Genomic DNA, 26,168 nt, shown 5'->3' on the forward strand with positions numbered 1-26,168 from the left:
AGCACTGGCTCTTCATCGTCGGGTGACGGGTCAGTCGTCCTCGTCTTCGAGGTCCTCTAGCACTTCGAACGGCGACTCGACGTCGCCGCGCCAGGCCTCCAGGCCTTCGCGCACCGCGAGCACCGCCACGACCAGCGCCGCGACCGAGTCAGCCCACCACCAGCCGAACAGGCTGTCGAGGACGAGGCCGATGAACACTGCACCGGAGAGGTAGATGCACAGGATGAGCTGCTTGGCGTCGGCCATCACGCTCTTGGAGCCCAGCTCCCGCCCGGTGCGGACCTCAATCCACGCCAGCAGAGGCATGACGACCAGGCTCAGCGCGGTGATACCGAGACCCAGCGGGCTGTGGTCGGGGCCCTCCCGACCGACCAGGGCCAGCACCGCGTCGATCGAGACGTAGGCCGCCAGCGTGAAGAACGCGATGCCGATGGCCTTGACGGTGACCGTTTCCCACCGCTCAGGGTCCTTGCGGGTGAACTGCCAGGTGACGGCCGCGGCCGAGAGTACCTCGACAACCGAGTCGAGCCCGAAGCCAATGAGCGCCGCGGACGAGGCGAGGACGCCTGCCCAGACTGCGACGATTGCCTCGATTACGTTGTACGTGATCGTGAAGCCGACGATGAAGCGGACGCGCCGGTGCAGCATCGCGCGGCGTGCGGTGGTCAGGGTCTCGCTCATGCTCCCGCCGCCGTTCCACAGCAGCCCGACACCGAGCATGCCGGGTCGATGCACGGCGCGGCCTCGTCCACCGCGAGCGTGACGTCGATCAGGGACGTCAGTGCCGCAGCGAGGTGCGGGTTGGCGATCTCGTAGCGCGTCTGGCGGCCCTCGGGCTCGGCGACGACGATTCCGCAATCGCGCAGGCAGGTCAGGTGGTTGGACACGTTCGAGCGGGTCAGCTCCAGCTCGCGCGAGAGCACGGCTGGATAGCTCGGGCCGCCGAGGAGGGTCATCAGAATCCGGGAACGTGTCGGGTCGGCCATGGCGCGGCCGAGCCGGTTCATGACATCAAGGCGTGAAGCAATAGTCAGCATACGATAACTATACAGTGATGACTGACCAATCGTCCACTTGTGCGGGCTGCCGCACGCGCTCCGCGCCCTTGCCCTCGGGAGGCGGCAGAGTTCGCGTTCATCAGCAACCACCGCCCATCACGGAAGCGACGGCGGCGAGCTGGCGGCGTGTGCGCATCCGCTTTTTGAGGCGGTTCCGGGCGCTATTGAGCTCTGGGAAAAGACGAAAGATTTTTAGACAGAGGGATTCTAGAACTTCTGCATCTGAAAACACTTGCGCCTGAAAACCTCTGCGAAAGCTTTTAACGCGCGGTAAAGCCCCACTCCCATACTATGGGAGCGGGGCTTTACTGATGTGGCCGAGGGCTGTCTTCTACACCGGGTAGCGCCGTGGTAAGTCGCATAGTGCGCGCGATTTATCCCGGATCCTATCGGCTGAGTTGAAGGTTACGGGACCTGAAAACCATCACGTTTGCGCATGATCTGACAGATCCTGAAGGTGCATAATGAGGCCGGAGCGAGGTTTATTCTTCCTTTAGCTTCCGCATCCCCATTTCATTCAGGGTGTCAACATTCGGGGCACCAAACACCGTCTGCTTGCTTTGATATGCTCCGTGCGGTCACTCTCATCCACCGGGTGCAACCTCTGCAAGCGCGATGTGGATACCGTCATCCGCGTCGCACTCAGTTTACTGTCTACGCCGAACGTCGGCTCCAACAGAATCCCTGTTTTCTTCCTCTCAGCTCCCTAATGTAGAAGATGTCTGCATTAGCACTTACGAATAGTAGAGGTGGCCTGCAGCTCGTTATTCAGCTTAAGGTTCGGCACCTCAGCACCCGAGTAGTTGATGGTAGCCGAGTCTACCTGAGAGGTCAGGGTGAAGCTCTTAAAACCGTATCCCCCGAAAACTTCAATCACACCGGGCAGAATAACGACCTGGGCGTAGTACTTAGTACCGGACTGGGTCAGGGTGTAGTCCTTGCTGGTGGTGTAGGTAATGGTGCCGGTAAAGGTTGCGGTACCGTCGCCGTTATTCTTGATGGTCGGCTTAGAAGCATTCCACGTGCCAGCCACATTCTCGGTGGCCAGGTACGGAGCGGTAGCATTCAAATCTTGCAGGCGGCCGGTGAGAGGCTTAGTCCAGTTCTGATTAGCTCGCGCAAGGGCAATATGTTCGAGAGTATACTTCCAGTTGGAGGTGGTCGGGACAACTACGGTCACCTTGGTGCTAAAGCGTGCGCCTGCCTTCAGAACCGCCTTAGAACCGGGCACGTAACCGGTGCCAGTCTTTACTGCGGTGGTGGGTACGGAGAACCAGAAACCGGTCGAGCTAACATAACCGCCGTTAGCACCGGTACCAGAGTTGGTCACAGGAGTGTAGCTACCCACACCAACCTTCGCCATGCCACCGGTGACGCAACCTTCAGAAGTAACGCTCATAGTCGGGGTGTAGGTACCACCGTTAGCCCAGTATGCCTGGGGGCTGGTGGGGCCATCAAAAGGACCGCTATCACTCTGGGTATAACCGATAAAACCACCATTACAAATGGTGGTCACGAAGAGACCGTATTCACTACCGGCAGTGTTACCGGTGCTGGCTGCGTATGCCGGAACTGCGGCGGATGCAGCAATAACGGGGGTTGCCCAAGCTGCACCGGTGGCCAGCTGGCGGCGGGTCAAACCGGGCTGCTGAGCCTCGGTGGACGACTTTTCAATAGTCATGAGGACTAGTCCTTATCTTATATATTGAACGATAATTCACGATGCGCTACCGAAGATACTCCAAAGGGTTGCATCCGGAAGAAATGCCCACCTAAAAGAACGTCTTGTTCCTTGAGCGAACCACTGGCTTACCCTATCTGCGATGCTTAATCATTATTGGAAAATCTCGGTCAGGGTGTTAAGTATAGTGAGAACCCCAAGATATTGAAAATGCATTATGGTGCATTAAGATGCATTAATAAAAATAGTTTATGATACGCCCCTTGAGTGATTTGTTTTCAACGGAGGAAGACTCGTGGTTTTAATATGTCGTACAATGAATAATACCCTCTGACCAGGAGCTTAAACCCAAGAAGAGCCACAAAAACCATGTCCCAGCGCTCCAAAAACCAACATCAACCTCTAGAGAAAGAAGGAACCCACCCCTACTTCTATGATGTTTATCACATTACCACTTATTGAGGTCACATATCATTTGATAACCCTGTCTTGCCTCACTCAATCACCAAGCCAGAGAACTTTGCAGAGCAAACTTACTCCCCCGTCTTTGAAGGATTCAGGACTACACAAGAACACGCAAGCCGCCCCCGGCAGTACGGCTCCGAGGGCGGCTTTCATTAAGAAAAATTCACTCAGGATACAAATTGTAAATCTGCATCAGACAGCAAATGATATTCCATGCAGCTTATTTCTTTTCATACCATTCTGCACTCGAGTTTACTTACCAGTGAATTTTCTAAAGTTATTTATAAGCCCAATTCAATAAATCCGACATATTACTTAGTAATCAGCGTGGGCTTGATTTCCTTCACGATTGCGTCAAGCATCTTCAGATTGAAGTCCACACCCAGCTGGTTCGGGATGGTCAGCAGCACGGTGTCTGCCGCCTTAACCGCCTCGTCACGGGCGAGCTCTTCGGCAATATCCGCCGGATCACCAATGTAGCTACGACCAAAACGGGAGAAGCTGTTGTCAATAATTCCGGTGTAATCCTGCGAGTCCTCCGAAGCACGGCGACCGAAGTAGCGCGCCGAGGTTTCATCAATAATGGGCAGCACCGAGCGGGACACCGAAACACGCGGAACACCCGAATTGCCCGCTTTCACCCATTCGGAGCGGAAAAGGCGAATCTGTTGCGCCTGCTGCTGATCGAACGGAATGCCCTTATCCTCCAGCATCAGGGTTGAAGACATGAGGTTCAGACCCTTCTGAGCGGTCCACACGGCGGTGCTATCAGTGCCTGCACCCCACCAGATGCGCTCACGCAGACCCGGCGACTGCGGCTGGACGGGGGCATACTTGCCCGCCACGCGAGCGCTGGGCGCCATACCCTCACCCTCAATTGCTTTGAGGAAAATGTCGAGGTGGCGGCGCGCCATATCGCCCTCGTTTTCGCCTTCTGCCGGGTAGTAGCCGAAGCTCTCAAAGCCGCGAATAACGGATTCGGGCGAGCCTCGGGAGACACCCAGCTGCAGTCGACCAGCGGCAATAAGGTCTGCCATGGCGGCAAGTTCAGCCATGTAGAGCGGGTTTTCGTAGCGCATGTCAATCACGCCGGTGCCGACCTCGATGCGTTCAGTCTTGGCGGCGATTGCGGAGAGTAGCGGGTAGGGGGTTGCCTGCTGCTGGTCGAAGTGGTGTACGCGGAAGAACGCGCCGTCCAGCCCAATGTCTTCGGCACCTACGGCGAGGTCGATTGCCTGGTGTAGAGATTCTGCAGCGGAGGGTACGCGGGAGCCGGGGACCTCAGCCCAGTGGCCGAAGGAGAGGAAGCCGAGCTTCTTCTCGTCGCCGCGCTTGGGTTCGAGATGGCTGATGCGGATGGATTGGTCGCGCTGCGGCTCGAATTGCGGAGTGCCGGGGTTAGTGGGGCTAGTGGGGTTAGTGGGGTTAGTGGGGGTGCTCATGGTTTTTTCCTTAGCAAGTTGCGCTCGGGTTCGTGTAACGCCGGGCTGGTGGTTTAAATCTAAACCCATATACTTTACATGTCAAGTATTTTCTTTTGGAGTATTACACACAGAGCACCGCTCCCCTTTCGCCGCACGCATCACCCGCCCGGCGCACGCATACTGCCACAAAATGCTGGCGCAAAATATAGCCGAAAAAGGGCACAGAAAAGCCCGGCGGCACAAACACATCGCACCACCGGGCCCTTCTATTTGACAGCTAAAAATGCAACTAAAACGACAGAAACGAACTGCCCTAGGAACGCTTCGCCAGCGGAACCCACAGCTCCATACGGTAATCAGCCGCCTGCATATCGCCGCGACCGTACACCTCAAGACCACCCACCGGGCGGTACTGCGGATTCTTCTCGAAGAACGCCTCCTCAAAGCTCGCAAAGCCAGCCGGAATGGACTCCGAAATCGGGCCGGTCACCTCAACCACCGCATAGGTGCTCGCAGGCAACTCCAGCACACCCAAATCAAGCTTCGCCGCGCTCGCCGACTCCGAAACCAGGAAACCCGCCGTGTAGCGGACCTGACCCTTCGGGTTCGGCTGAGTACACACGCCCAGGTACTGGGTCACGTTCAGAACATCCAGCATCGCCGGGGATGCCTTCTGATTCAGCTCATCCCACAGCGAGGAGAAGTCGCCATCCAGGGGGAACACCTGCGAAACGCCAGCAACAACCATCGCCGGGTGCTCCTCAACGCGAGGTTCAGAAATCTGAACCGCGCCGCCCTTAGCGGCTGCCATTAGGCGTTCGCCTCAGCTGCTTCGCGGTCCACCGAGCACTCGGGCACGCAGTGGCGCTTCGCGTCATCAGCTGCGCACTCGGGGCAGAGCAGAACCAGCTCACGACAAGAATCATTAGAGCAATTCTCGAACTTGTTCGAGGGGGCGCCGCACTGTTCGCACTCGCCGATGGTGACGGTGTCCGGGGTGAACTTCATGTGCATGCGCTTATCGAAGACGTAGAGCGATCCTTCCCACAGTTCCTTATCGCCGTACTTCTCGCCGTAACGCACGATGCCGCCGTCAATCTGGTAGATCTCCTTGAAGCCGCGATTCTTCATGAGCGCGGAGAGAATCTCACAGCGAATACCGCCGGTGCAGTAGGTGACAACCGGCTTGTCCTTAATGTGATCGTACTTGCCGGACTCGATCTCGCGGATGAAGTCGTGGGTGGTGCGCACATCAGGAACGATAGCGTTCTTGAATTTGCCAATCTTCGCCTCGAACGCGTTACGGCCGTCGAAGAAGACCACCTCGTCACCGCGCTCTTCAACAAGCTTGTTGACCTCTTCAGGCTTCAGGTGTACGCCGCCACCAACGACGCCGTTCTCGTCCACCTGCAGCTCGTCGGGAGCACCGAAAGCCACAATCTCGTCGCGTGCCTTCACGGACAGGCGGGGGAAGTCCTCCGCGCCGCCCTCGGACCACTTGAACTCCATGTTCTTGAAACCGGGGTACTTGCGGGTTTCCTTGGCGTACGCCTTGACCGCGTTGATTTCGCCACCGAGGGTACCGTTAATGCCGTGCTTGGAAATGAGGATGCGCCCGCGCAGGCCGAGCTTCTCACAGAGGGCACGCTGCCAGAGCATGACCGCCTGCGGGTCGGCGATGGGGGCGAACTGGTAATACAGAATAATCTTATTTTGAGCCACGAAACTATTTTATCGTCATATACGTCTAAAGCATGCAAATTTTTTGATATGTGCGCGCTGACTACGGGGTCGACAGCACAGAAGCGGTACCGGGTCGGTTCTGGGACAGGATTAGGGTGGGGTTAGATTCAGGGTCAGACTCGGGGTCGGGGGCAGGGTTCGAGCGGGTTTGGAGCCGGGTTTGGAGCCGGGTTTGGAGCCGGCGCTCAGGGTAGCGCGTAACCGGCGGCAGGTCGGGTTTTAGCCCACCGTTCTACAATGGAACCCATGCCCCACAGCACCTCCTCGCAGAACCCCAACCAGCACCCCGAACAGCAGCCCACACACCAGTCTGTACACCAGCCCGAACAGCCGCAGGGGCAGCCTGCGGTGCGCCCAAAAACGCTACGCTACCGCGAGCTACCCGCGAGCGCACAGCAGGTGCTGGCATCCCTGTTACCGGAGGTAGAACGCACCGGAACCCTTCCCGAGCAGGTGACCCATATTCACACCATTGCCTCTAGGGAGGCGAGCTACGCGCCGTGGCCGCAGTGGTTGCATCCGCGCGTGGTGGAGGCCTTCGACTCGCTCGGCATTGCCGCACCCTACGCCCACCAGGTGCAGGCGGCAGACGCCGCCCACGCGGGTCTTGATGCGGCGCTGGCGGCGAGTGCGGCGCGCTACGGCTGGCAGGCGGGGCGCATTGAGGCTGGGCGCATTGAAGCGCCGGTTCCCGCGCACGCCGAAGATGCGAAGAGCACCGGCAGCGGCGGGCACGTGATTGTGGCGACGGGCACCGCCTCGGGCAAGACTCTGAGTTACCTGATGCCCACCCTGGACGCTATTTATCGTGCATCCTGTGGCGAGCCGGTGAGCTCAACTTCCGCGTATTCCGTGGCAGAAAACCTCAATAATAGAGCGAACGTTCTCTATATTTCACCGGCGAAGGCGCTCTCCGCCGACCAGCTCACCGCCCTCACCTCCTACAACCTGCCAGGGCTCCACGCGGCAAGCTACGACGGCGACACCCCCACCGGCGAACGCCGCTGGATCCGCGAACACGCCAACTTCATCCTCACCACCCCGGACATGCTCAACTACTCAATCCTGAGCAACCACCGGCAGTGGGCATCCTTCCTGCGCGGGCTGCGCTACGTGGTGCTCGATGAGGCGCACAGCTACCGCGGCGTTTTCGGCGCGCACATCGCCAACCTGCTGCGCCGCCTGCGCCGCGTCTGCGCACTCTACCGCACCGTACCCGTGTTCTACGGCGCCTCCGCAACCAGCTCCAACCCGGTCGAGTCTTTCTCCAAGCTCATCGGCGTGCCGCAGCAGGCGGTCACCGCCATTACCGAATCCACCTCCGCACGCGGGGAAACCACCGTAGCGCTCTGGGAGCCCGAATTCATGTCGCCCAAGGCGCACGATCAGCTCGCCAAGGGCGCCCGCAGCACCCAGCAGCAGGCAGTCCAGTCGAAGGCTGAGCAGGAGGCCCCGCGCCGTGTCTCCCCCGTGGAGCAGGGCGCACAAATGCTCACCGACCTGGTGCTTTCCCGCACCCGCTCCCTGGTTTTCGCCGGTTCGCGCCGCAGTGTTGAAATCCTCTCACAGAAGACCCAACGCTACCTCAACGAGGTGGAGGCGGGCCTCTCCCACCGCGTCGCCGCATACCGCGCCGGATACACCCCCGAAGAGCGCCGCGAACTCGAACGCAAACTCCGCAACGGCGAACTGCTCGGCCTGGCGAGCACCTCCGCGCTGGAACTGGGCATCGACATCTCCGGGCTGGACGCCGTACTCGTGGCGGGCTGGCCGGGTACCCGCGCCTCCTTCATGCAGCGCGTGGGCCGCGCGGGTCGAAGCGGTCAGAACGCGCTCGCCGTGCTCATTGCCGACGACAACCCGCTCGATACCTACCTGGCGCACCACCCGGAGGCGATTTTCGGGCAGGAGGTTGAGGCGACTGTATTCGACCCGACAAACCCGTACGTTCTCTCACCGCAGCTGTGCGCCGCCGCGCAGGAAGCACCCATCCGCGCCGAAGAGTTGAGCCTCTTTGGACCGCATACCGCCGCTCTGCTGGATCGGATGGTGCAGCAGGGGTACCTGCGTCGCCGCCCGGACGGCTGGTACTGGACGCACGCCGAATCAGCCGCCAACCTGGTCGATATCCGCGGCACCGGCGGCGGCCCCTACCAGCTCATCGACGCCGAAGACGGCACCTTGGTTGGCACCATGGACGCCGCACACGCCATGAGCCAGGGGCACCCGGGCGCAATCTACATTCACCAGAACGCGCAGTACGTGGTCGAGTCCCTCAGCGAGGGTGAGCGCGTGATCCTGCTCAGCCGCGTCTACCCGGACTACTACACGCGCGCCATTGAGAGCACCGAGGTACGTATTCTGGCGGAGCGTGCGCGGGTTAGTTACGGTGCACAAAACATCATGGGGGAAGAAGGCCCCGGCGAGGCTGCTCCTGGAGCGTCTGTTCCCACCGAGCCTGTTCCCGGCGAACCGCAGCTCGCCCCGCTCACCATGCACCGCGGGCAGGTTCAGGTCACCGACCAGGTCACCGGCTACCGGCGCTTCTCCGTCTACGGCGGCGAATACCTGGGCGAAGAGGCGCAACCCATGCCGCCGGAAGTGCTCATGACCGAGGCGGTCTGGTTCACCTTCGAGCCCAGCTACCTATTCGGCGCGGGCGTGACCGAAGAGGACGGCCCCGGCACCCTGCACGCCGCCGAGCACGCCGCCATCGGGCTACTGCCGCTCATCGCCACCAGCGACCGCTGGGACTTGGGCGGACTCTCCACGCTGCTCCACGTAGACACCGGCAAGCCCACCATTTTCGTCTACGACGCAGCCCCCGGCGGCGCGGGCATTAGCGAGCGCGGTTTCAACGCGGTTACGCAGTGGCTGAGCGCCACCCTCGAAGCCATCGAAAGCTGCGGATGCGACAACGGTTGCCCCTCCTGCGTACACTCCCCCAAGTGCGGCAACCGCAACGAGCCGCTCAGCAAGCATGGCGCCCGGGCGCTACTGCAAGCAATGTTGTGGAGCATGGCGGAGGCGTAGAACGCGCTAGGGTGTAGGGCGAGTTGGGGGCGTAGGGCGAGTTGGGATGGCAACTCCCGGTGAGTGCCAATAGCCTAGTCGGCTGGGTTTTCCGGCTCGTGAGGTTCGGGTACCGAGTCCTGCCCAGATTCCAGCTCCTCCTCCAGCTCGGCGACCTCATCGGGGCTCAGTTCCTCCGCATTGCCCGTCACGAGGTGCTCTTCTTCAGGGTGCTCAGCCCCGGCGCGGGCACGCACCCTCGCAGGGCCCAGCATCCCCATGGGCCCTGCGACCGGGACCGCAACCGTCACCTCCACCGTTTCAGGGCGATCCGGAAACGCGCAGGATTCCAGGCGCGCACCGTGGCGTTCGGCAAGATTAGCCGCCACCGCGCACGGGTCGCCCTCAGTGAGCCCACGGTAGGCATCCGCCGCCGCGAGTGCGCTCAAATCGGCGGCTGCAGACGCCCTGCGGTTCGCGGACACCACCCCAATGAGCCCGGCAATCACCACGGTCACCACCAGCAGCGCGGCAATAATGGCGAGGGCAAGGACGGTGCCGCTACCCTCCTCCGGGCGTTGGTTCTTGGAGGCCGCCTTCGGGGCGGGGCACATAGCGGCTCTATTCACCCTCATGCCCCGCACCATTTTCAGCATCCTTTTCGCCGCCGCCTTCAACGCGGGCGTGGGCGTCCGCCCGCAGCACCCAGCCGGTTGCCGAGCCGATTACACCGGGGGCAGGGCGACTCACCCGCACGCGCACTTCCCGGGCGCGCCCCGCATCCGCGGCGACCGCACCATCAGAAGCGACCGCATCAGGAGAAACGGAAATCTGCACGTTCTGCGCCGGGTCGATGCGGCTGACGGCGGAGCGAATCTGTGCCTCGGAATCTCCGCGGGCTGCGGCTCGTGCGGCCGTTCGCGCAGACTCCTCCACCTTGAGCTGTGCAACCCCCGTGGAGGCGGCACCCAGGCAGAGGGCGAGCACCACCGTCACGGCGGGCAGGGCTACCGCAAATTCGGCGGTAATCACGCCCTCTTCTGCTGGGCTCTTGGACGGGGTCGAGGGTGCCGGTCCCGCCCCGACTTTTCCTGCGGGACGAGTGAGCCGTAAAGCACCCAAATTCACATGAGCGTTCATTCTTTATTCCTCCTTTCTAGCCTGACTTTCCAGGGCTCCTAAAACCTAGAGCCAAACCCTACGGCGGGTTTTACCAAACGTTCTAGAGCAGCCCCGTATTGCCCGCAATCGACAGGGCGTTACGGACAATATCCAGGAGCATGGAACGCACCTCATCCGACTTGAGAATCAGCACCAGCAGGCCCGCGAAACCGACCGCCGCGAGCATCACAATGCCGTACTCCGCGGTGGAGGCGCCTTCCTCAGGGTCACCCGCCGGGGCGTACTCTTCGAGCACCTTTTCGTCGCCTTCAGCAGGTACATATTCGGCGCAGTCGGGCGCGTGCTCACCCAAGCTGCGGCAGGTGGCGCCACATTCGTCCAGGGTGCAGCCCTCGGCGAGCGCGCGGGCAATGGTCAGCGCCTGCTCGGGGTTCAGACGGTCCGTGTTCATATCAATCTCCATTTCGTTAGGGTCAATCCTGGGGCTGGCATGCTTATGCTCAGCACCGAGAGAAAGTTCATCGTCACTGAAAAGCCCGGCATCAGTGAAAAGCCCGGTATCACTGAAGAGCTCAGGGCATTCTTCACGCAGCTGCTTCATGGTGGTTGCGATGGCAACGGACAGCGGCACGGGGCCCAGAATGGTCTGCGTTTCAGCGCCCTGCACGGCACCGAGCGCGGCGGGCTGAATTTCACGCGGAGCCCCGGCCGGGGCGTTGACCAGAGCATCGACAGTGTGCAGGTCGTGGCGGATTGCTTCGCAGAGGGTGTTCGTCATTGGTTTTCCTTTCGTTGTGCCCTGAACGTTCAGGGCGGGGTGGGTGCTCATCCGCGTTCGCTGCAGATGGGCGAAGGTCTATAGCGAAGATCTAAACTCTTCAGCATTTCGGCTAGTCGACAGTGCTTATGGGCTTGGTTCTTTAGCCGGTCAGCGTGGGTAGTAGCGAGATGAGGATGGGTACAATGCCCAGGCAGATAAAGGCGGGCAGCGAGCACAACCCGAGGGGTACCACGAGCGCCACGGAGAGCTTTCCGGCGGCGCGTTCTGCCGCGCGGCGTTCGCTGAGGCGGTGCGCGTCGGCGAGAGAGAGCAGTAGTGCCGTGCTGGGTGCGCCGCCCGTGTAGGCGGGGGCGAGTGCATCCCGCAGCTCACCGAAGGTTCCCGCCGCGGACCCCGACCAGGCGCTCCCCCAATTGCTACCCATCTGTAGGCGCTGGCAGACCGCGTGCAACGCTCGGCTGTTGAGCGCCTCGGCGAGAGTGCCCAGTGCAGCGAGCGGTGCGAGCCCGGCTCTCAACTGCGCGGCGAGTAGTTCCAGCACGAGGGCGGTATCAACGGGCGCAGCATCTGTTGGCGAGGCAGACTTTTCCGTCTCAGATTCAGCATTCCCCACCCTGGTGCTCGGCCTTGTGCTCTCCACCTCCGCCCGATGCACGAGCGAGGCGGTCCAGCGGCGCCCCGCGAAGGCAAGCCCCAGCCCGAGTAAACCGGTGAGCGCTCCGAGAACAGACCCGGTCAACACGCCCACGGGGTCGCTTCCCATGAGCATCCCCAAGCCGAGGCCGAGTAGCGGCAGCCAGGAGAGGATTCTGCCGGTGGCGCGCGGTGCGGCGAGGGCGCTCTGCCTACCTAGGAGCGCGTCAATGCGTTCTTCGGCGTGTTCGGCGGCGCGTTCCAGGCTCGTGGCAAGCGGCGCACCGGCGCTCTCGCTCATACGCAGGCTCAGCTGCAGGTCGTGCAGGCGCTCGCGGCTGTGCGGGCGTAGCCGGGCGCTGTTTTCGAGCAGTTGGGCGCAGGCGAGGTGCGCGGGGGCACCCCAGGAGGTAACCGTGGCGAGAGTCTGCATGAAGCGGCGGATATCTTCGGCGCACCGCTTGCGCCCGTAGTCTTCGGAAAGAGGCGAGAGGCCTCGTACACGTAGAGCCCGGGCGCTTCTCTTTGCGCACGGTTTCCCCGTACCCGGCCCCAGCTCGCCCTGCCCGAACTGCCCGAACTGCGCGGACTCCCCGGGCTGCCCGGAGCTCGGGTCGGTGTACACCGCCTCCTGCAGGGGAATGCCGGCGCGTAGGTTCAGGGCGAGGGTGCGTAGCGTGAGCGGCCACATGCGCATTTCCTCGGCACTGACTGCTCCGGCGATGCGCCCAGCTAGGCGCTCAGTCCAGCATTCAGTCCAGCACGTAGCCCAGCGTTCGCGAAGGCTTCCGTTGCTCTTCTCCTTCTGCTTCATTGCTTCCTCCTTTCACGTTTTCTGCTTCCCCCCATTTCGGGGCTAGTACCCAACTTCAGAGCCAGTAGAAATACGCCTGACCTGCAGGTGCTCTTCACTCCCCTGTGTGGCGGGTTGCAGGCTGTAGATACCCTCGATGCGGCGGCGACCGTCCCGATGTTCCAAGTGGATAATGCGTTCAAAAGCCGTCGCCGTATGTAGAGCGACCGTTCTGCTATCCAGTCCGGCGAGCGCACCCAGGGCACACAAACGCAGGGGCACCGCCTGCGCGCTATTGGCGTGCAGGGTCGTTCCGGCACCGCGATGACCGGTGTTCATGGCGGTCAGCAGGTGCACCACCTCCGCGCCGCGGCACTCACCGACCACGAGCCGATCCGGCCCCATGCGTAGCGCCTGCACAATCAGCTCACCCAGCCCGATTTCGCCGGCGCCTTCGGAGTTGGCGGCACGGGTTTTGAGGGAGATAACCTGCTCATGCTGCGGCGCCAACTCCGGGGTGTCTTCAAGCAAAATGAGGCGCTCCTGCGGCGTACACAGCCCCAGCAGTGCGTTGAGCAGGGTGGTTTTGCCGGTGCCGGTGCCCCCGCTAATGAGGAATCCGCGGCGTTCGGCAATCATGCGGCGCAGGTAAGCGGCGGTCGCCTCATCACACAGCCCGGCGGCCTGCAGCTGCGCCAGGGTGGGGCGTTCTCGGGCGGGTAGGCGCACGGAGAGCCGGGTGCGTTCGCTCAGCGGCGGGATAATCGCGTGGATGCGCCTGCCGTGCTCGTCGCTGATGTCAGCCGCCGGATGCGCGGCATCCAGCTGCCCGCCGTGCCTACGGATGAGCCGCTCGGCGAGGTCACGCACGCGCCGCTCATTGCCGAGGCTCAGCGCCACGGGGCGGGTGGTTCCGTTGATGCCCACCCAGATATCGCAGGGCGAGTTCACGTAAATATCGGTGATGGTTCCGGCGCGTTGCCCCTCGTCAAGGAGCAGATCGAGGGCGCCGAGGCCGTAGAGTTCCGCGGCGAGGTAGCGCAGCACGGTCTGCCGGTTGACGGGCACGTATTCCACACTGGGGTAGCTCCAGGAGGCGGGCGTGGGCGGGGCAGTTTTGGCACGGAATTTTCGGGGCTTCGTCACATTAGTTCCGTCTGGGCCCGTTCCTTCTCCGTTCGTATTCCCTAGGTGTCCACCGTCGATGGTGCAGATTGCCTCGTCCACTGCGTTTTCGAGAATCTCGCGGAGGGGCTGGGCTTCTTGGAGTAACCCACCGCCCCCGGCTCTCGCAGTGTTTGCGCCGCCCGCGGCGACTACACTCTCTGCGGGCGGCTGCTCCCCTGTCTTCTCGACCCCGGCGCTGAATCCGTTACTGAATCCGTTACTGGGTCCGCCACTGAACCCGCCGCTAAAACCGCCCAGGGCAATAGCGCTCATCTGCGGCGAGCGCAAGATCAGTTCGCGGGCATGCAGGGCGACGGCGCGGGCGCGATAGTCTTCGGGAATGAGCAGGGCGGGTAGCGAGTGCGCGCCGGTGTTCTGGACACCCGTATTCTGTGCGCCCGGCTGATTCACGCCCTGTGCGGCACGCGGCGAGCAACCGTTGGGGTTGCCGGGATTGTTGGCAGGGTGCCCGGCGGGATTGCTGGAGGGATTCATGGCGGGGTTCATGGCTCTAGGAGAGCATTGCGCCCGCCTCGATTTTTAAAAGAATGAGCGTTCTGTGGATAACCCCTCGCGTACCCCGAAATATCCACGATGCACGCACCTCAAACGAACAAAACGCACGCATCCGGCGCTTTTATGACAAACCGCGACGCGTTCACCCCTCCCCTTCCCGTCGTACTTTTCGCATGTACCCCGAGCCCGTCCCTTCCATAAACTGCCCGCCCGCGACCACAAACCGCGCGCCTTCGCACCCGGTCACCGATAATGGAAGAATGTACGTTCTGCTCAGTCCTGCCACCGGCGCGGGTATTACCGCCCAGACCGGCACCCCCGCGCACCCGGTCACGTCGGCTATTGCCGCGGGTGCGTCCCCGCGCGGTGCTCAGCCGGTGACCTCGTGGGGTGCTTTTCATTTTTCGGCGCCGACCGCTGAGCAGTTGCAGGATCCGACCTTTATTCCGCGGATTACGCGGGCGGATCGGGTGAGTGCGGCGAATCTTCCGGCGTATGTGCGAGAGGTGGAGCGGCGGGCGGCAGATTCGGCGCAGGCGCGTTTCCCCCGCTGGATTTGGGCTGATACCCGACATGTTGACCCGATGCTTCTGCGCCGCGGGGTGCGGGTGCATCTGTGCCATGACTTGCGTCTGGTGCAGCGAATTTTGGCGACTGCCGCTACGCATCCGAGCGGTTTTGTGGAGTACAACCCGGTGCTGGATCTTTCTGATGTGCGTGAGGCGGCTGAGCCTCAGGGGTATCTGCCGGTGGCGCGGCAGATTCAGGGTCAGGAGGAGCTGTTCGGCGCTGATTTTTTGACTGCACCCGCTACCTCTTCCGCCGCACCCGCCGGTTCTCCTGCTGATTCCTCCCCGGATTTTCTGGAGGCGGCGCCTCATGAGCCTTTTGCCCCGCAGTTGGCGGCGGGCCCGGTGACTCTGCTGCCGGAGCATCCGGTGGTGCGTGTGTTGATGCGTGAGTGGCTTGCGCAGGCGCGCGCTATTAGCGAGTCGAGGCACCCGGAGCGGCTGCGTCTTTTGGCGGCGGCTGAGTCTGCCGGTGCGTTGGTGGCGGCTGAGATTGGTTATTACGGCATCCCGTTTAATGTGCAGGCGCATCATGAGCATCTGTGCGAGTTGTTAGGGCCGCGTCCGGTGCTTGGGGAGCGTCCGCAGAAGATGCAGGAGTTGGTGGAGCAGATTCAGCGCATGCTGTTTATGCCGTCGTTGAACCCGGATTCGCCGCAGGATCTTTTGCGTGCTTTGCAGTCTGCGGGGGTTTCGGTGAAGTCTACGCGTTCGTGGGAGTTGAAGAGTTGGGCGGAGGCGATTCCGACTCAGCGGCAGAAGCGCTGGGCGCTGGTTGACCCGATTCTGCGCTATAAGAAGCTGTACCGTATTTGGACTGCTAACGGCTGGACATGGGCTGATACTTGGGTTTCTGAGGGTGCGTTCCGCCCGCATCTTGAGGTGGGTGGAGCTGCGACCGGGCGTTGGGGCGCTTCCGGCGGTGGTGCGTTGCAGCTTCCGGCTGAGATTCGTCAGGCGGTGCAGGCACCGGAGGGTCAGGTGCTGACGGTGACGGATGGCTCGCAGATTGAGCCGCGTATTTTGGCGGCGTTGAGCCATGATGAGGCGCTCGCTTCGGCGGGTCGTGGCGCTGACCTGTATGCAGGTATTGCCGAGCTGGCGCGCATGAAGGGTGTGGGTTTGACGGAGCGTTCCCACGCGAAGGTGGGCATGCTGGCGATTATGTATGGCGGCCGTAGCGGTGAGATTGGTGCCCTGTTGCCGCATGTGGCGGCGCTTTTTCCGCAGGCAATGGACTTTACGGAGCATGCCGCGCGCATTGGTGAGGCGGGCGGGCAGGTGACGACTTTTTTGGGTCGTACGTCCCCGCCGGTGGATGAGCGTTTCCGTGAGGTTGTGGCTGATCGGTCTTCGCCGGCGGCTGAGTCGCGTGCGGTGTCGACTGCGCGTGCGCACGGGCGCATGACCCGCAATTTTATTGTGCAGGGTACGGCGGCTGAATGGGCTCTGTGTTGGATGGGCGCGGTGCGTTCTCGTCTGTTGTCGGAGCGGATTTTTGGTATGCCGATGCGCACCCGGATTGTGTATTTTTTGCACGATGAGCTTCTGCTGTGCGGTCCCGAGCTGGAGGCGGATCGCGTGAAGCGTATTGTGCGTGAGGGCGCTGCGGAGGCGGCGCGTCTGCTGTTCGGTCGAGTGCCGGTTGATTTTCCGGTGTCGGTGGCGCGGGTGCGCAACTACGCAGACGGTAAATAATCAGCGATGAATAATCTGCGGGTGGATTAAGACAAAAATAGGGGCGGCGGGTAGATTCAATAAAGCTACCCGCCGCCCCTATTTGCACCCTATATCCACTGGTCAAGCGTTTATTCTGCGAAGAGCTTTACTCCTCATAGCCGGGTGCCGGGCGCATCTTTTTCTGATCCCAGGGCACGGTCCAGCCGAGCGATTCGAAGATTCGGTCCAGCAGAATTGCGGTGAATCCCCAGACGGTGAATTCTTTGCCGCCGGGCATGCGCACCTCGAAGGCGGGGGTGCGGTGTGAGGTGCGGCCGCGTTTGACGTAGGCGGTGTGCCGGTTGGCGGGGTTGAGCAGGTCGCGCACGGGCACGCGGGCGATGAGCGCGGACTCGTTGTGGTCGACAACTTCGACGGGCACGGGGCTGTTCCACCAGCCGATGACGGGGGTGACCATGAAGTTGCTGATGGGTAGCGGCAGGGTATGTAGCTGGCCGAGGATCTGCACGCCGGCGGGGTCGAGCCCGGTTTCTTCGACCGCCTCGCGCAGGGCGGCGATGTGGGCGACGGGTTCGCCGGTGGTTTCGGCGAGCGCGTAGTCTTCGGGGTCGATTTTGCCGCCGGGGAAGGCGGGCTGACCGGCGTGTGAGCGCAGGGTTGCGGCACGTACCAGAAGCAGTACATCCAGGTCGGCGCTGACGTTTTCGGGGCAGCCGTCAAATTCGCCGGTGGATGGCGAGTTGTCGAGCACACCAAAGAGAATCAGCACGGCGGCTTCTTTGCTGAGGGGGCTGGCGGGTGCGCTGCGCAGCAGGGCTTGGATGTCGAATTCCACGCCGCCCTCTGCGAGAGCCGCCAGTGCCTGCTGGGCGGGGTGCTGCGCGTCCTGCCCCGCCGGTTCGGGTTGCACCTGTTCGGATTGCGCCGGTTCGGATTGTACCGACTGCTCGAATGCGCTCATCTCTGTATCTCTCTTCTACGCGGCTGCGTTCCAGTTCGGCTCAGTCGCCGTTAGGCGCTGAGCGGGTAGCCTTCTGCAATGAGTTCGCGGCGGGTTGCACCCTGCAGAAATCGCAGGTGCAGGTCTTCTCGGCCGGGTGCCATTTCGTATTTCATGAGTTTACGTGCTACTTGTTCGTTCGTCTCCCCGGCGCCATAGGACGGGCAGAGGTCGGCGACGGGGCATACGCCGCAGGCGGGCTTTTTGGCGTGGCAGATGCGGCGGCCGTGGTAGACCATGCAGTGCGAGAAGAGCGTCCAGTCTTTGCGTTCGATAAGTTCGGCGACGTCTTTTTCGACCGTCTCGGGGGCGTCTGCGGTGGTGAATCCCATGCGTCGGGCGAGGCGGCCGAAGTGGGTGTCTACGGTCAGTCCGGGCACGTCGAAGGCGTTTCCGAGGACCACGTTCGCGGTTTTGCGGCCGACTCCGGCAAGTTCTACGAGCTCTTCGATGGTTGAGGGAACCTGCCCGTTGTGGCGTTCTACGAGCTGCTGGGAGAGGGTGACGATGGAGCGTGCCTTGGCGCGGTAGAAGCCGAGGGACTGAATGTAGGGTTCGACCTCTTCGGTGTGTGCGGAGGCGAGCGCGGCGGCATCCGGGTAGCGTGCGAAGAGTGTACCGGTGACGGAGTTGACGCGCACGTCTGTGGTTTGTGCCGAGAGCACGGTGGCGATGAGCAGTTCGAAGGGGTTGTCGAAGTCGAGTTCTGCGACGGCGTAGGGGTAGGTTTCACCGAGGATACGGTTGATTTTGCGGGCGCGGCGCACGGTGGCGAGGTGGCTTACGGGTGCGCGTGCGTTGAGGCGGCGTGCGGCGGCTGCGGCTTTGAATTCGGGAATGAATCGGATTTGCAGGAGCGATTCGGTTTTCTCAGCCGCGTTATTTTCTGCCGCGGTGTTCTCTACTTTGGTGCGGGTGGCGTTCTCGGTCATAGCGCGAGGGTACCGGGCTTGGGTGTGTGGGCGGTAGCGAGGTTCACCGTACTTGGCCCGTTTCTCATCATTTTCTGGGCAGTTCGCGCCGGCTAGCGCTCAGCAGGCGCCTGCTGTGCCACACTGGTTTTATGTCAGATACGATTTTTGTGCTTAATGGACCGAATTTGAACCTGCTTGGGCAGCGCCGCCCCGAGGTGTACGGCTACACCACTCTGCACGATATTGAGCGTATGGTGCGTGAGCGCGCGGCGGATCATGGTTTTGATGTTGAGTTTATGCAGTCGAATCATGAGGGTGCTCTGGTGGATGAGATTCAGCGTGCTCGTACTCGTGGCGCGGCGATTATTATCAATCCGGCGGCGTACACGCACACTTCGGTGGCGCTGCACGATGCGCTGGAGGCGGCTGAGCTTCCGGTGGTTGAGGTGCATCTGTCGAATGTGCATCGTCGTGAGCAGTTCCGTCATCATTCGTATGTGTCGCCGCAGGCTACCGCGGTGATTGCCGGTGCGGGTGCGTACGGCTATGTCATGGCGGTTGATTTTCTGGCACAGCATCTCGCCGAATAGCCCAGCGCAGCACCTGGCGGAATAACCCAGCACTTCGCGGAAGAGCCCAGCACGCCGATTCCTTTTGTTAAATAGTTCAGGCTCCCGTTCCTCGTGTGAGGGTGGGAGCCTGAACTATTATCGCTATTTAGCCGCTAGTTACTTGCGGCAGGTGCCGGTGGAAACTGCGGCGGTGTTGTCGCCACCTTCGGCCAGTGCCTGTTTGAGGGTGCTTGCGGTGATGGCGTAGCCGGTCTGGCCGGTGGTTGCCCTACCGAAGATCACGCCGACCACGTTGCCGTTTTCGTCGAGGACGGGGCCGCCGGAGTTGCCGTGCTGCACGTCGGCTGCCAGCTGGTAGACCTGGCGCATGGCGTTGGCGCGGCCGGTGTGGGCGTCGATGGTTTGGGCGTTGCCGATGCCCTGCACGGTGGCGGGCAGTGCCTTGAATGGGCCGCCCTTGGGGTAGCCCATGAAGGTTACGAGGCTACCTGCGGTGGCGTTGGTGCCGATGGTCAGAGGTTCGAGCGGTAGCTTGGGAACGCGGATGAAGGCAAGATCCTGTTCGGTGTCCATGTAGACGATGGTGCCGGGCCAGGTGCGGCCGCGGGAGTCCTGTACGACCGGGGAGGTCACGCCGGCGACCACGTGGGCATTGGTGACGACCAGGCCGTTGTCCGCCACGAAGCCGGAGCCGGTGGAGGTATAGCCGCACTGTTCTGCGGCGCCCAGAATCTCAACGACGGAGGCTGCTGCCTGGTCCAGTGCCGCGGCTTCTACGGTCTCGGTGGGGGCGCTGGTTTCGGGGGCGATGAGCTGGCTGACTTCCGGAATGGTTCCGAAGGCGAGCATGTTATTGCGTACCGTGTTGATGCGGTCCTTGACGACCTCGGGGGTGGAGGCGACCATCCAGGAGAGGGTCTTGGAGTTGCTGAGCGCAGTGTTGAGCTGCGGGATGGGTACGGTGCGCATGGAGATGGTCAGCACGACCATGACCAGGGCGCAGGCGGCGAGGTTCAGCACGCCGCCGAAGAAGCGTTCTACGCCCTTAAGCGGGGTGATGTCGGTGACGCGGCGGATGGTGCGTCCAGCAATGAGGCCAAGCCACTGTCCGATGGTCAGGCAGATGATGAGCACGCCGACGGCGGTAATGAGGCTCCACTGGGATCCCACGGATGCCACGGCGAGGGGCACGAGCCAGGCTGCGGCGCAGACGCCCAAGCCCAGGCCGAGGCAGGTTCCGAGGGTGGTGAAGAATCCGCTGCGGACTCCGGCGAGGAAGTAGAGCAGCAGAGTGATGGGGATAGCAATATCAAGCAGGTTGATGCCAGTCGTCACGACTAATTGCCTCCTTGGTGGGTAGAAGTGGTCACGGTGTGCCCATTGTGGTTGGTGCGGGCTGTGCCCGGTGAGTGTGACGGCGCATTAACACCCAGTGGTGGGTGCGGCGGGCTTGTGTTCCCGGGGGGGGGTTTGGGCTCGGGTTTCTGCCTCGTCGCATCGTACCGTGTATGGAGGCGGTGCGCCTCCTGGTCATGAGGGTGCCTGCGTGCTTAGTACCGAAAAAGTACACACCTGAATGCCTGATATTAGGTGCTGAACCTGTGGGTAAGCTTTGAATTTTCTCGGAAGAAATAACTTTTGTTGTAAAGCTCGCCCTATCGGAATGCATAAACAGCTTTTTTAGGGTACGCTCATATCAGTTGAATATGTCACACTAGCTTGAGCCTTCTCACATTTCAGATGTTGAGATGTATGGCACCGGTTCGGGCTCACTCACTGAAACATTTACGAGTTTCGGCTCATCACCTCATATCTAGGAGAACTTTATGGATCTCGAGATCCTCCGTCGTACCCCTCTCTTTGCTAACCTCGACGACGCAGCTTTCGCTCTGCTGACCGATGACATTCAGGAGATTGACCTCTCCCGCAACGCTGTCCTTTTCTACGAGGGTGACCAGGACGACCAGCTCTTCGCTGTACTCTCCGGTAAGGTCAAGCTGGGCCGCACCGCCGCTGACGGCCGCGAGAACATGGTCGCGATTATGGGTCCCGGTGATGTTTTCGGCGAGATGGCTCTCTTCGACCCCTCGCCCCGTTCGACCAACGCTGTCGCTGTTTCTGAGACCCGCTTGGCTGCCATCAAGCACGAGTCCTTCAAGCGCGCGCAGCAGCTGGATCCCTCGATTTCCGATCAGGTTATTAAGACTCTGGCTCGCCGCCTGCGCCACGCTAACGAGGCACTGGCTGACCTGGTCTTCTCCGACGTTCCCGGCCGCCTCGCTAAGGCGCTGCTGGACCTGGCTGACCGCTTCGGCCGCCCCGCAACCGAGGGCGTGCTCGTTGCTCACGAGCTGACTCAGGAAGAGCTGGCACAGCTGGTTGGCGCATCCCGCGAAACCGTGAACAAGGCTCTTGCCGAGTTCGTTTCTCGCGGCTGGATTCGCCTGGAGGCACGCGCAGTTGTCATTCTGGATCTGCCCCGCCTGCGCCAGCGTTCCCGCTAAGGTTTCTTTGAGTTAGGGCATTCTAGGACGCCCTCGCTGAAGACGCACAGCTTAAATAGATTAGGAGCCGTTTCCCTCTGCATGGGGAAACGGCTCCTGATTTCTTTAACGCTTCATCCTACGAGCGAGCGGATGCAATACCCTGTTAGAGCACGCCCGTTGCGCCGGTATACATGGAACCGGTGGTAGCCGGACCCACCTCGGTGAAGGAGAGCATGCACGCACCGTTGTGGGTAACGAGCACGGGCTTCTTCACCTCAATCTTGTGGCGCTTAGACAGCCAGGCCACGGAAGTCTGGGCCTTTGCCAGGGATTCGAGTAGGCACATCACGCCGGGGGTGATGAGCTGGTCGAGGGTACGCCCCACCGTATTGGGCTGGCCGATACGGTCGCCCAGTTCACTGGTGTCCTTGGCTTCAAGCAGTTCACGCACGTTCAGCCAGTCACCCCACACGCCCTTACCGAGCAGCAGCTTCGGGTCCTGACCTACAGGCAGAGCCGTGCTGAAGTAGGCGATGTCGTAGCGCTTGAGGAAGAAATCCGGCGACTGCCAACGCGCCACGGGACGCAATAGGTCGGCGCGCACACTCAAGCCGCTGGAAGTCAAGAAGTGCGAGAAGCTCTTATCCTGCGATGCGACAGCCTCGCGCCACGCCATGAACTCGGGGGTACTGGAGCGTTCCACCACATCCTGGTCGTCCTCACCAGCAAGCAGAATGCCGGTCTCTTCGAAGGATTCACGCACGGCAGCCATGACGCTGCGGCGTGCCTGAGCGATATCGGAGAAGTGGAACTGCTCTTCCCAGTATTCGGCACCGGGGCCGACCCAGGATGCAGACTCATCATCACCGGAAAGAGCCGTGCCGCCGGGGAACGCGACCACACCCAGCGGAGAGGTGCCGGGGCGGTAGGTCAGAATCGTTTCGAGACCGTTGTCGCCGTCACGCACAAAAATAACGGATGCCGCCTGGCGCATCGTGCAGCCGGTCGTGCCTTCGTTGCCGCATTCGCGCCAACTTTCGGCGGCGGTGTGCATAAACTCGGGAATCGTGTAGAGACGCTGGATGCAGGAGGTTCGCGGGTTAGCCGCAGGCTGGCGGCCGGCAAACATGCGGGGGCGTTCCATGCCTTCAGCCGGGGTGGGGGTACCGAAGCGGCGTTCCTGCACCGGCAGGGGCAGAGTCTTAATATCCTGCGATTCGCTGGATCCGTGACCGTCTATACCGTTCACCGTCTTTTGGGCGCCACTCTGTGCTGCCCGCTGAGCCTGGGCAGCACGAATAGCAGACAGCGGCAGCGCGCCGGTGTACAGATTAGACATACTCAACGATGATCTCGACCTCTACGGGCGAGTCCAGGGGAAGAACGGGAACACCGACGGCGGAGCGGGCATGCTGGCCTGCCTCGCCGAAGATTTCGCCGAGCAGTTCGGAGGCACCGTTAATAACGGCGGGCTGAGCGGTGAAGTTCACCTCGGATGCCACGAAACCGACAACCTTCACGACGCGCTGCACGCGGTCGAGGTCGCCAATGACGGACTTGACCGCTGCCAGGGCGTTGAGCAGGCAGATACCCGCGTACTTCTTTGCATCCTCGGGGATCACGAAGCCTTCAGCGCCGGAGTCGGACACCTTACCGGTTTCGGGCAGAGCGCCGTCAACGAAGGGCAGCTGACCGGAGGTGTACACGTAGGAGCCGGAAGTAACAGCCGGAACGTAGGCTGCAACGGGGGCGGGTGCAACGGGCAGTTCGTAACCGAGTTCGCGGATACGTGCTTCAATACGGGATTCAGTCATGATTACTCCAGAAGGATGGCGGGTGCTTGCACACAAACGGTGATACGGGAAATGCCGTAAATCTAAACGCTACTGATATTCAGGTAGCTGTTAAACGGCTAACCGGCGGCCCTCCTCATCTATTCCCACGCTCCCCTAGTTATAGGAGGGCCGGGATAGCGAGGTGGCCGCCGGGTACGCTGCTCTTAGTCAGCCTTCTCGCGCTTAAAGTAGGCGATGGGGTTGCCCTGAGTCGGAGCGACCATGTTCGACGCGGGGGTTGCGCCAGCAGGTGCAGATGCGCCGGGGAGAACGGTTACGAGCTCCCAGCCGTCTTCACCCCAGTTGTCGAGGATTGCCTTGGTCGTGTGGATCATCAGCGGTACAGTTGCGTATTCCCATTTCTTCATACCTTCTAGACTAGCTTTCAGGGTCGAATAAGTAAAAGGGATTTACTATGGTTTCGGTCAATGTCCGGCGCGTTTGGGAGCTTTATTCTCAGGGCTGAGGCACCCGCGTCCCTATGGGGTGGCGAGACGGGCCTTCTCTCACAGCTTCATGGGATAAACTGAGTGAATGGCTTCATCTAAGAAAACCCGTTCGCGTCGCCGTCCGGGAGATTTTTTGCAGTTCCTCGCGTTCAGCGTGATTGCCGGTTTCCTCGCGGCAATTGTTGTCGTACCCCCTGCCGTGAGCTTGGGTATGGTCACGAACGCGTCGATGTCATGGTTCCAGGACCTTCCTGACGACATTGCCGATGGCATTTCCTCCCGTCCTTCTACTATTTACGCTGCTGACGGCAAGACCGAAATCGCGACCTTCTTCGAAGAGAACCGCGAACCGGTCAAGCTGGATCAGATTTCTCAGCATATGAAGGACGCTATCGTCTCGGTGGAGGACCGTGACTTCTACAACCACGGCGCTGTCTCCGCTATCGGTATCGGTCGTGCGTTTTTGAACAACATCGTTAACTCCAACAGCGGCCGCCGCCAGGGTGCATCTACGCTGACCCAGCAGTACGTTAACAACCTCATTGTTGACTCCGCTGTGGCTCATGGTGAGGATGCTACCGCAACCCTGAACGGTAACAAGACCTACGCTGCAAAGATTCGCGAGATGAAGCTTGCGATTTCTATGGAGCAGAGCAAGTCCAAGGACGAAATCCTTGAAGGCTACCTGAACATCGTGAACCTTGGTGGTTCTAACTACGGTGTTGAGGCTGCTGCACAGTACTACTGGGGTATTTCCGCTAAGGACCTGAACGTGGCACAGTCCGCGCTTCTTGCCGGTCTGGTGCAGGCACCGAACGTGTACGACCCGACCGTGAACCCCGAGCTGGCCCGTGAACGCCGCGACATCGTTCTGGGCACCATGCTGCGTGACGGCAAGATTACCGATAAGGAATACAGCGACGCTATCGCCAGCGACATTAATCTCAACGTCAAGCCCAAGTCCCAGGGTTGCTCCCTGGCAGGCGATAAGGCGTTCTTCTGCCGCTACGTGGTCAACTACCTGCTGCAGGATGAGTCCCTCGGCGCAACCGCTGAGCTGCGTAACGCGGCAATTAAGCGTGGCGGTCTGAAGGTGATTACCACCCTGAACCCCGAGGCTCAGACCGTAGCAAAGCAGGCTGTGGACTCCACCCAGCCGGCTGCAACCAACTGGAACGACGTCAACTCCGCACTGACCAGTGTTGAGCCCGGCACCGGCCGCGTCATCGCCATGGCGCAGAACACCGAGCTCGGTAGCCCCGCTGATGCCAACGACCACTCCAAGACCGAGTACAACTACAACGTTGATGTAGCGTACGGTGGTACCCCCGGCTTTCAGCCCGGTTCGACGTTCAAGCCGATTATTCTGGCTCAGTGGCTCATCAGTGGCCGCGGCGCTAACGCTACCGTGAACGGTACCCAGCTGTTCTGGCCCACCAGCTTCGGTTGGAACGCCAAGTGCTACGAGGGCGGTAAGTACTACTACACCGGTCAGCCGAACGGCTGGTCCTACAAGAACGCGTTCAACGGTGGCTTAGGCTACAATACCGCGGCGTACGGTATTCGCCAGTCGTTGAACTCGTACCTATACGGCATGCTCTCCCAGCTTGACCTGTGCGATGTGCACGACCTGTCAATCAAGATGCACGCTCTGGACGGTACCGGCGAACCGCTGCACAGCATCCCCAATCTGGGTACCAACATTGGTGGTACCACATACGGTATCTCCCCGCTGACCAGCGCATCCATGTACGCTATCTTCGCTTCCGAGGGTAAGTACTGCACCCCGCGCCCGATTGAGAAGATCACCAAGACCAACGGTGAAACCATGAAGGAATACCAGAACCAGTGCGAGCAGGTCCTGGATCCGGACGTTGCAAACGGTGTCAGCTGGGTTCTGAAGGGCGTTATCCAGCCCGGCGGTTCCGCTTTTCAGCGCGGTATTGGTCTGCCGAACGGTTCGGCTGCGAAGACCGGTACGAACGATAACTCCTCCCAGACCTGGCAGGTTGGTTACACTCGTGGCCTGTCCACCTCGTCTTGGGTTGGTTCGAATAACCTCGGCAACCGCTCCCTGAACGGTGTGGGTATCAACGGTCGAGTCCTCGGATACGTCGATGGTGCAACCTACGCGGGTGCACAGTGGCAATCGTTCATGAAGACGATAGCGCCGAAGTACAACATGAAGGACTTCACCGCCCCCAGCGATAAGATTCTGTCGTACAGCTAGAATCACAGCTCATCAGCTGAAGCCTGAAAGGCGATTGA

General features: G+C 61.2%; 22 protein-coding genes. 5 read left to right on the forward strand and 17 right to left on the reverse strand.

What is annotated here, in order from left to right:
- Window positions 1–30: 30 nt before the first annotated feature.
- The 6 genes from NML54_RS03150 to trhO all read right to left on the reverse strand — a co-directional run bounded on the left by NML54_RS03150 (window position 31) and on the right by trhO (window position 6,350).
- Window positions 31–681 carry a cation diffusion facilitator family transporter gene (locus NML54_RS03150; RefSeq protein ID WP_254755867.1) on the reverse strand — a complete coding sequence of 217 codons (651 nt, stop codon included), beginning with the start codon at window positions 679–681 and terminating at the stop codon, window positions 31–33.
- The gene (gene cmtR, locus NML54_RS03155; RefSeq protein WP_254755868.1) at window positions 678–1,037 is read right to left on the reverse strand and encodes a Cd(II)/Pb(II)-sensing metalloregulatory transcriptional regulator CmtR; all 360 of its coding nucleotides are present in this window, start codon (window positions 1,035–1,037) and stop codon (window positions 678–680) included. Before cmtR ends, NML54_RS03150 begins: the two co-directional genes overlap by 4 nt.
- Window positions 1,038–1,785: 748 nt before the next feature.
- Complete coding sequence (locus NML54_RS03160; RefSeq protein WP_254755869.1) at window positions 1,786–2,739, reverse strand: amino acid oxidase; 954 nt, start codon at window positions 2,737–2,739, stop codon at window positions 1,786–1,788.
- A gap of 776 nt (window positions 2,740–3,515) precedes the next feature.
- A complete protein-coding gene (locus tag NML54_RS03165) occupies window positions 3,516–4,646 on the reverse strand; it encodes an LLM class flavin-dependent oxidoreductase (RefSeq protein ID WP_254755870.1) in 1,131 nt (376 codons plus the stop codon).
- Window positions 4,647–4,941: 295 nt separating this feature from the next.
- Complete coding sequence (locus NML54_RS03170) at window positions 4,942–5,439, reverse strand: GyrI-like domain-containing protein (RefSeq protein ID WP_254755871.1); 498 nt, start codon at window positions 5,437–5,439, stop codon at window positions 4,942–4,944.
- On the reverse strand, window positions 5,439–6,350 hold the full coding sequence (gene trhO, locus NML54_RS03175; RefSeq protein WP_254755872.1) for an oxygen-dependent tRNA uridine(34) hydroxylase TrhO: 912 nt from the start codon (window positions 6,348–6,350) through the stop codon (window positions 5,439–5,441). The genes NML54_RS03170 and trhO overlap by 1 nt, the downstream gene beginning before the upstream one ends.
- Window positions 6,351–6,608: 258 nt before the next feature.
- Here trhO and NML54_RS03180 point away from each other — a divergent pair, with 258 nt between their 5' ends.
- The gene (locus NML54_RS03180) at window positions 6,609–9,404 is read left to right on the forward strand and encodes a DEAD/DEAH box helicase (protein WP_371925783.1); all 2,796 of its coding nucleotides are present in this window, start codon (window positions 6,609–6,611) and stop codon (window positions 9,402–9,404) included.
- A 74-nt stretch (window positions 9,405–9,478) separates the two neighbouring features.
- Here the strand turns inward: NML54_RS03180 and NML54_RS03185 are convergent, their stop codons facing one another.
- The 5 genes from NML54_RS03185 to NML54_RS03205 form a co-directional block, all read right to left on the reverse strand.
- Complete coding sequence (locus NML54_RS03185) at window positions 9,479–9,997, reverse strand: Rv3654c family TadE-like protein (RefSeq protein ID WP_254755874.1); 519 nt, start codon at window positions 9,995–9,997, stop codon at window positions 9,479–9,481.
- A gap of 7 nt (window positions 9,998–10,004) precedes the next feature.
- Window positions 10,005–10,523, reverse strand: coding sequence for a TadE family type IV pilus minor pilin (locus NML54_RS03190; RefSeq protein ID WP_254755875.1), 519 nt, complete (start codon window positions 10,521–10,523; stop codon window positions 10,005–10,007).
- 82 nt (window positions 10,524–10,605) lie between these two features.
- On the reverse strand, window positions 10,606–11,283 hold the full coding sequence (locus NML54_RS03195) for a DUF4244 domain-containing protein (RefSeq protein ID WP_254755876.1): 678 nt from the start codon (window positions 11,281–11,283) through the stop codon (window positions 10,606–10,608).
- Window positions 11,284–11,425: 142 nt separating this feature from the next.
- Window positions 11,426–12,733 carry a type II secretion system F family protein gene (locus NML54_RS03200; RefSeq protein ID WP_254755877.1) on the reverse strand — a complete coding sequence of 436 codons (1,308 nt, stop codon included), beginning with the start codon at window positions 12,731–12,733 and terminating at the stop codon, window positions 11,426–11,428.
- A 42-nt stretch (window positions 12,734–12,775) separates the two neighbouring features.
- Complete coding sequence (locus NML54_RS03205; RefSeq protein WP_254755878.1) at window positions 12,776–14,386, reverse strand: TadA family conjugal transfer-associated ATPase; 1,611 nt, start codon at window positions 14,384–14,386, stop codon at window positions 12,776–12,778.
- A gap of 269 nt (window positions 14,387–14,655) precedes the next feature.
- Between NML54_RS03205 and NML54_RS03210 the strand changes: the two genes are divergently transcribed.
- Window positions 14,656–16,662, forward strand: a complete 2,007-nt coding sequence (locus NML54_RS03210; RefSeq protein ID WP_254755879.1) for a bifunctional 3'-5' exonuclease/DNA polymerase — start codon at window positions 14,656–14,658, stop codon at window positions 16,660–16,662.
- A 127-nt stretch (window positions 16,663–16,789) separates the two neighbouring features.
- Here the strand turns inward: NML54_RS03210 and NML54_RS03215 are convergent, their stop codons facing one another.
- Together NML54_RS03215 and nth are read right to left on the reverse strand one after the other, a co-directional pair.
- Window positions 16,790–17,605: an NUDIX hydrolase gene (locus tag NML54_RS03215; RefSeq protein WP_254755880.1), complete on the reverse strand. Its 816-nt coding sequence runs from the start codon at window positions 17,603–17,605 to the stop codon at window positions 16,790–16,792.
- 50 nt (window positions 17,606–17,655) lie between these two features.
- Window positions 17,656–18,576, reverse strand: a complete 921-nt coding sequence (nth, locus tag NML54_RS03220) for an endonuclease III (RefSeq protein WP_254755881.1) — start codon at window positions 18,574–18,576, stop codon at window positions 17,656–17,658.
- Between the two features lie 131 nt (window positions 18,577–18,707).
- Between nth and aroQ the strand changes: the two genes are divergently transcribed.
- The gene (gene aroQ, locus NML54_RS03225) at window positions 18,708–19,148 is read left to right on the forward strand and encodes a type II 3-dehydroquinate dehydratase (RefSeq protein WP_254755882.1); all 441 of its coding nucleotides are present in this window, start codon (window positions 18,708–18,710) and stop codon (window positions 19,146–19,148) included.
- Between the two features lie 138 nt (window positions 19,149–19,286).
- On the opposite strand, the gene NML54_RS03230 is transcribed toward aroQ, so the two are convergent.
- Window positions 19,287–20,465 carry a MarP family serine protease gene (locus NML54_RS03230; protein ID WP_254755883.1) on the reverse strand — a complete coding sequence of 393 codons (1,179 nt, stop codon included), beginning with the start codon at window positions 20,463–20,465 and terminating at the stop codon, window positions 19,287–19,289.
- 491 nt (window positions 20,466–20,956) lie between these two features.
- Here NML54_RS03230 and NML54_RS03235 point away from each other — a divergent pair, with 491 nt between their 5' ends.
- Window positions 20,957–21,634, forward strand: a complete 678-nt coding sequence (locus tag NML54_RS03235; RefSeq protein WP_254755884.1) for a Crp/Fnr family transcriptional regulator — start codon at window positions 20,957–20,959, stop codon at window positions 21,632–21,634.
- A gap of 145 nt (window positions 21,635–21,779) precedes the next feature.
- Here the strand turns inward: NML54_RS03235 and NML54_RS03240 are convergent, their stop codons facing one another.
- From NML54_RS03240 to NML54_RS03250, 3 genes are all read right to left on the reverse strand, one after another.
- The gene (locus tag NML54_RS03240; RefSeq protein ID WP_254755885.1) at window positions 21,780–22,955 is read right to left on the reverse strand and encodes an NUDIX hydrolase; all 1,176 of its coding nucleotides are present in this window, start codon (window positions 22,953–22,955) and stop codon (window positions 21,780–21,782) included.
- Entirely contained in the window at window positions 22,948–23,430 is a 483-nt protein-coding gene (locus tag NML54_RS03245) for a RidA family protein (protein ID WP_254755886.1), read from the reverse strand. The genes NML54_RS03240 and NML54_RS03245 overlap by 8 nt, the downstream gene beginning before the upstream one ends.
- A gap of 185 nt (window positions 23,431–23,615) precedes the next feature.
- Window positions 23,616–23,819, reverse strand: a complete 204-nt coding sequence (locus NML54_RS03250; RefSeq protein ID WP_005504647.1) for a DUF4177 domain-containing protein — start codon at window positions 23,817–23,819, stop codon at window positions 23,616–23,618.
- 166 nt (window positions 23,820–23,985) lie between these two features.
- On the opposite strand from NML54_RS03250, the gene NML54_RS03255 reads away from it, so the two are divergent.
- Window positions 23,986–26,130: a transglycosylase domain-containing protein gene (locus NML54_RS03255; RefSeq protein ID WP_254755887.1), complete on the forward strand. Its 2,145-nt coding sequence runs from the start codon at window positions 23,986–23,988 to the stop codon at window positions 26,128–26,130.
- The last annotated feature ends 38 nt before the right edge of the window (window positions 26,131–26,168 follow it).

The organism is Rothia gullae (assembly GCF_024294905.1).
Taxonomy (GTDB): domain Bacteria; phylum Actinomycetota; class Actinomycetes; order Actinomycetales; family Micrococcaceae; genus Rothia.

What these genes read in the sequence shown, in the direction of transcription:
- NML54_RS03150 (WP_254755867.1), bottom strand. Translation starts at nt 681, where the DNA reads ATGAGCGAGACCCTGACCACCGCACGCCGCGCGATGCTGCACCGGCGC.
- cmtR (WP_254755868.1), bottom strand. Translation starts at nt 1,037, where the DNA reads ATGCTGACTATTGCTTCACGCCTTGATGTCATGAACCGGCTCGGCCGC.
- NML54_RS03160 (WP_254755869.1), bottom strand. Translation starts at nt 2,739, where the DNA reads ATGACTATTGAAAAGTCGTCCACCGAGGCTCAGCAGCCCGGTTTGACC.
- NML54_RS03165 (WP_254755870.1), bottom strand. Translation starts at nt 4,646, where the DNA reads ATGAGCACCCCCACTAACCCCACTAACCCCACTAGCCCCACTAACCCC.
- NML54_RS03170 (WP_254755871.1), bottom strand. Translation starts at nt 5,439, where the DNA reads ATGGCAGCCGCTAAGGGCGGCGCGGTTCAGATTTCTGAACCTCGCGTT.
- NML54_RS03180 (WP_371925783.1), top strand. Translation starts at nt 6,609, where the DNA reads ATGGAACCCATGCCCCACAGCACCTCCTCGCAGAACCCCAACCAGCAC.
- NML54_RS03185 (WP_254755874.1), bottom strand. Translation starts at nt 9,997, where the DNA reads ATGTGCCCCGCCCCGAAGGCGGCCTCCAAGAACCAACGCCCGGAGGAG.
- NML54_RS03190 (WP_254755875.1), bottom strand. Translation starts at nt 10,523, where the DNA reads ATGAACGCTCATGTGAATTTGGGTGCTTTACGGCTCACTCGTCCCGCA.
- NML54_RS03195 (WP_254755876.1), bottom strand. Translation starts at nt 11,283, where the DNA reads ATGACGAACACCCTCTGCGAAGCAATCCGCCACGACCTGCACACTGTC.
- NML54_RS03200 (WP_254755877.1), bottom strand. Translation starts at nt 12,733, where the DNA reads ATGAAGCAGAAGGAGAAGAGCAACGGAAGCCTTCGCGAACGCTGGGCT.
- NML54_RS03205 (WP_254755878.1), bottom strand. Translation starts at nt 14,386, where the DNA reads ATGAACCCCGCCATGAATCCCTCCAGCAATCCCGCCGGGCACCCTGCC.
- NML54_RS03210 (WP_254755879.1), top strand. Translation starts at nt 14,656, where the DNA reads ATGTACGTTCTGCTCAGTCCTGCCACCGGCGCGGGTATTACCGCCCAG.
- NML54_RS03215 (WP_254755880.1), bottom strand. Translation starts at nt 17,605, where the DNA reads ATGAGCGCATTCGAGCAGTCGGTACAATCCGAACCGGCGCAATCCGAA.
- nth (WP_254755881.1), bottom strand. Translation starts at nt 18,576, where the DNA reads ATGACCGAGAACGCCACCCGCACCAAAGTAGAGAACACCGCGGCAGAA.
- aroQ (WP_254755882.1), top strand. Translation starts at nt 18,708, where the DNA reads ATGTCAGATACGATTTTTGTGCTTAATGGACCGAATTTGAACCTGCTT.
- NML54_RS03235 (WP_254755884.1), top strand. Translation starts at nt 20,957, where the DNA reads ATGGATCTCGAGATCCTCCGTCGTACCCCTCTCTTTGCTAACCTCGAC.
- NML54_RS03240 (WP_254755885.1), bottom strand. Translation starts at nt 22,955, where the DNA reads ATGTCTAATCTGTACACCGGCGCGCTGCCGCTGTCTGCTATTCGTGCT.
- NML54_RS03245 (WP_254755886.1), bottom strand. Translation starts at nt 23,430, where the DNA reads ATGACTGAATCCCGTATTGAAGCACGTATCCGCGAACTCGGTTACGAA.
- NML54_RS03250 (WP_005504647.1), bottom strand. Translation starts at nt 23,819, where the DNA reads ATGAAGAAATGGGAATACGCAACTGTACCGCTGATGATCCACACGACC.
- NML54_RS03255 (WP_254755887.1), top strand. Translation starts at nt 23,986, where the DNA reads ATGGCTTCATCTAAGAAAACCCGTTCGCGTCGCCGTCCGGGAGATTTT.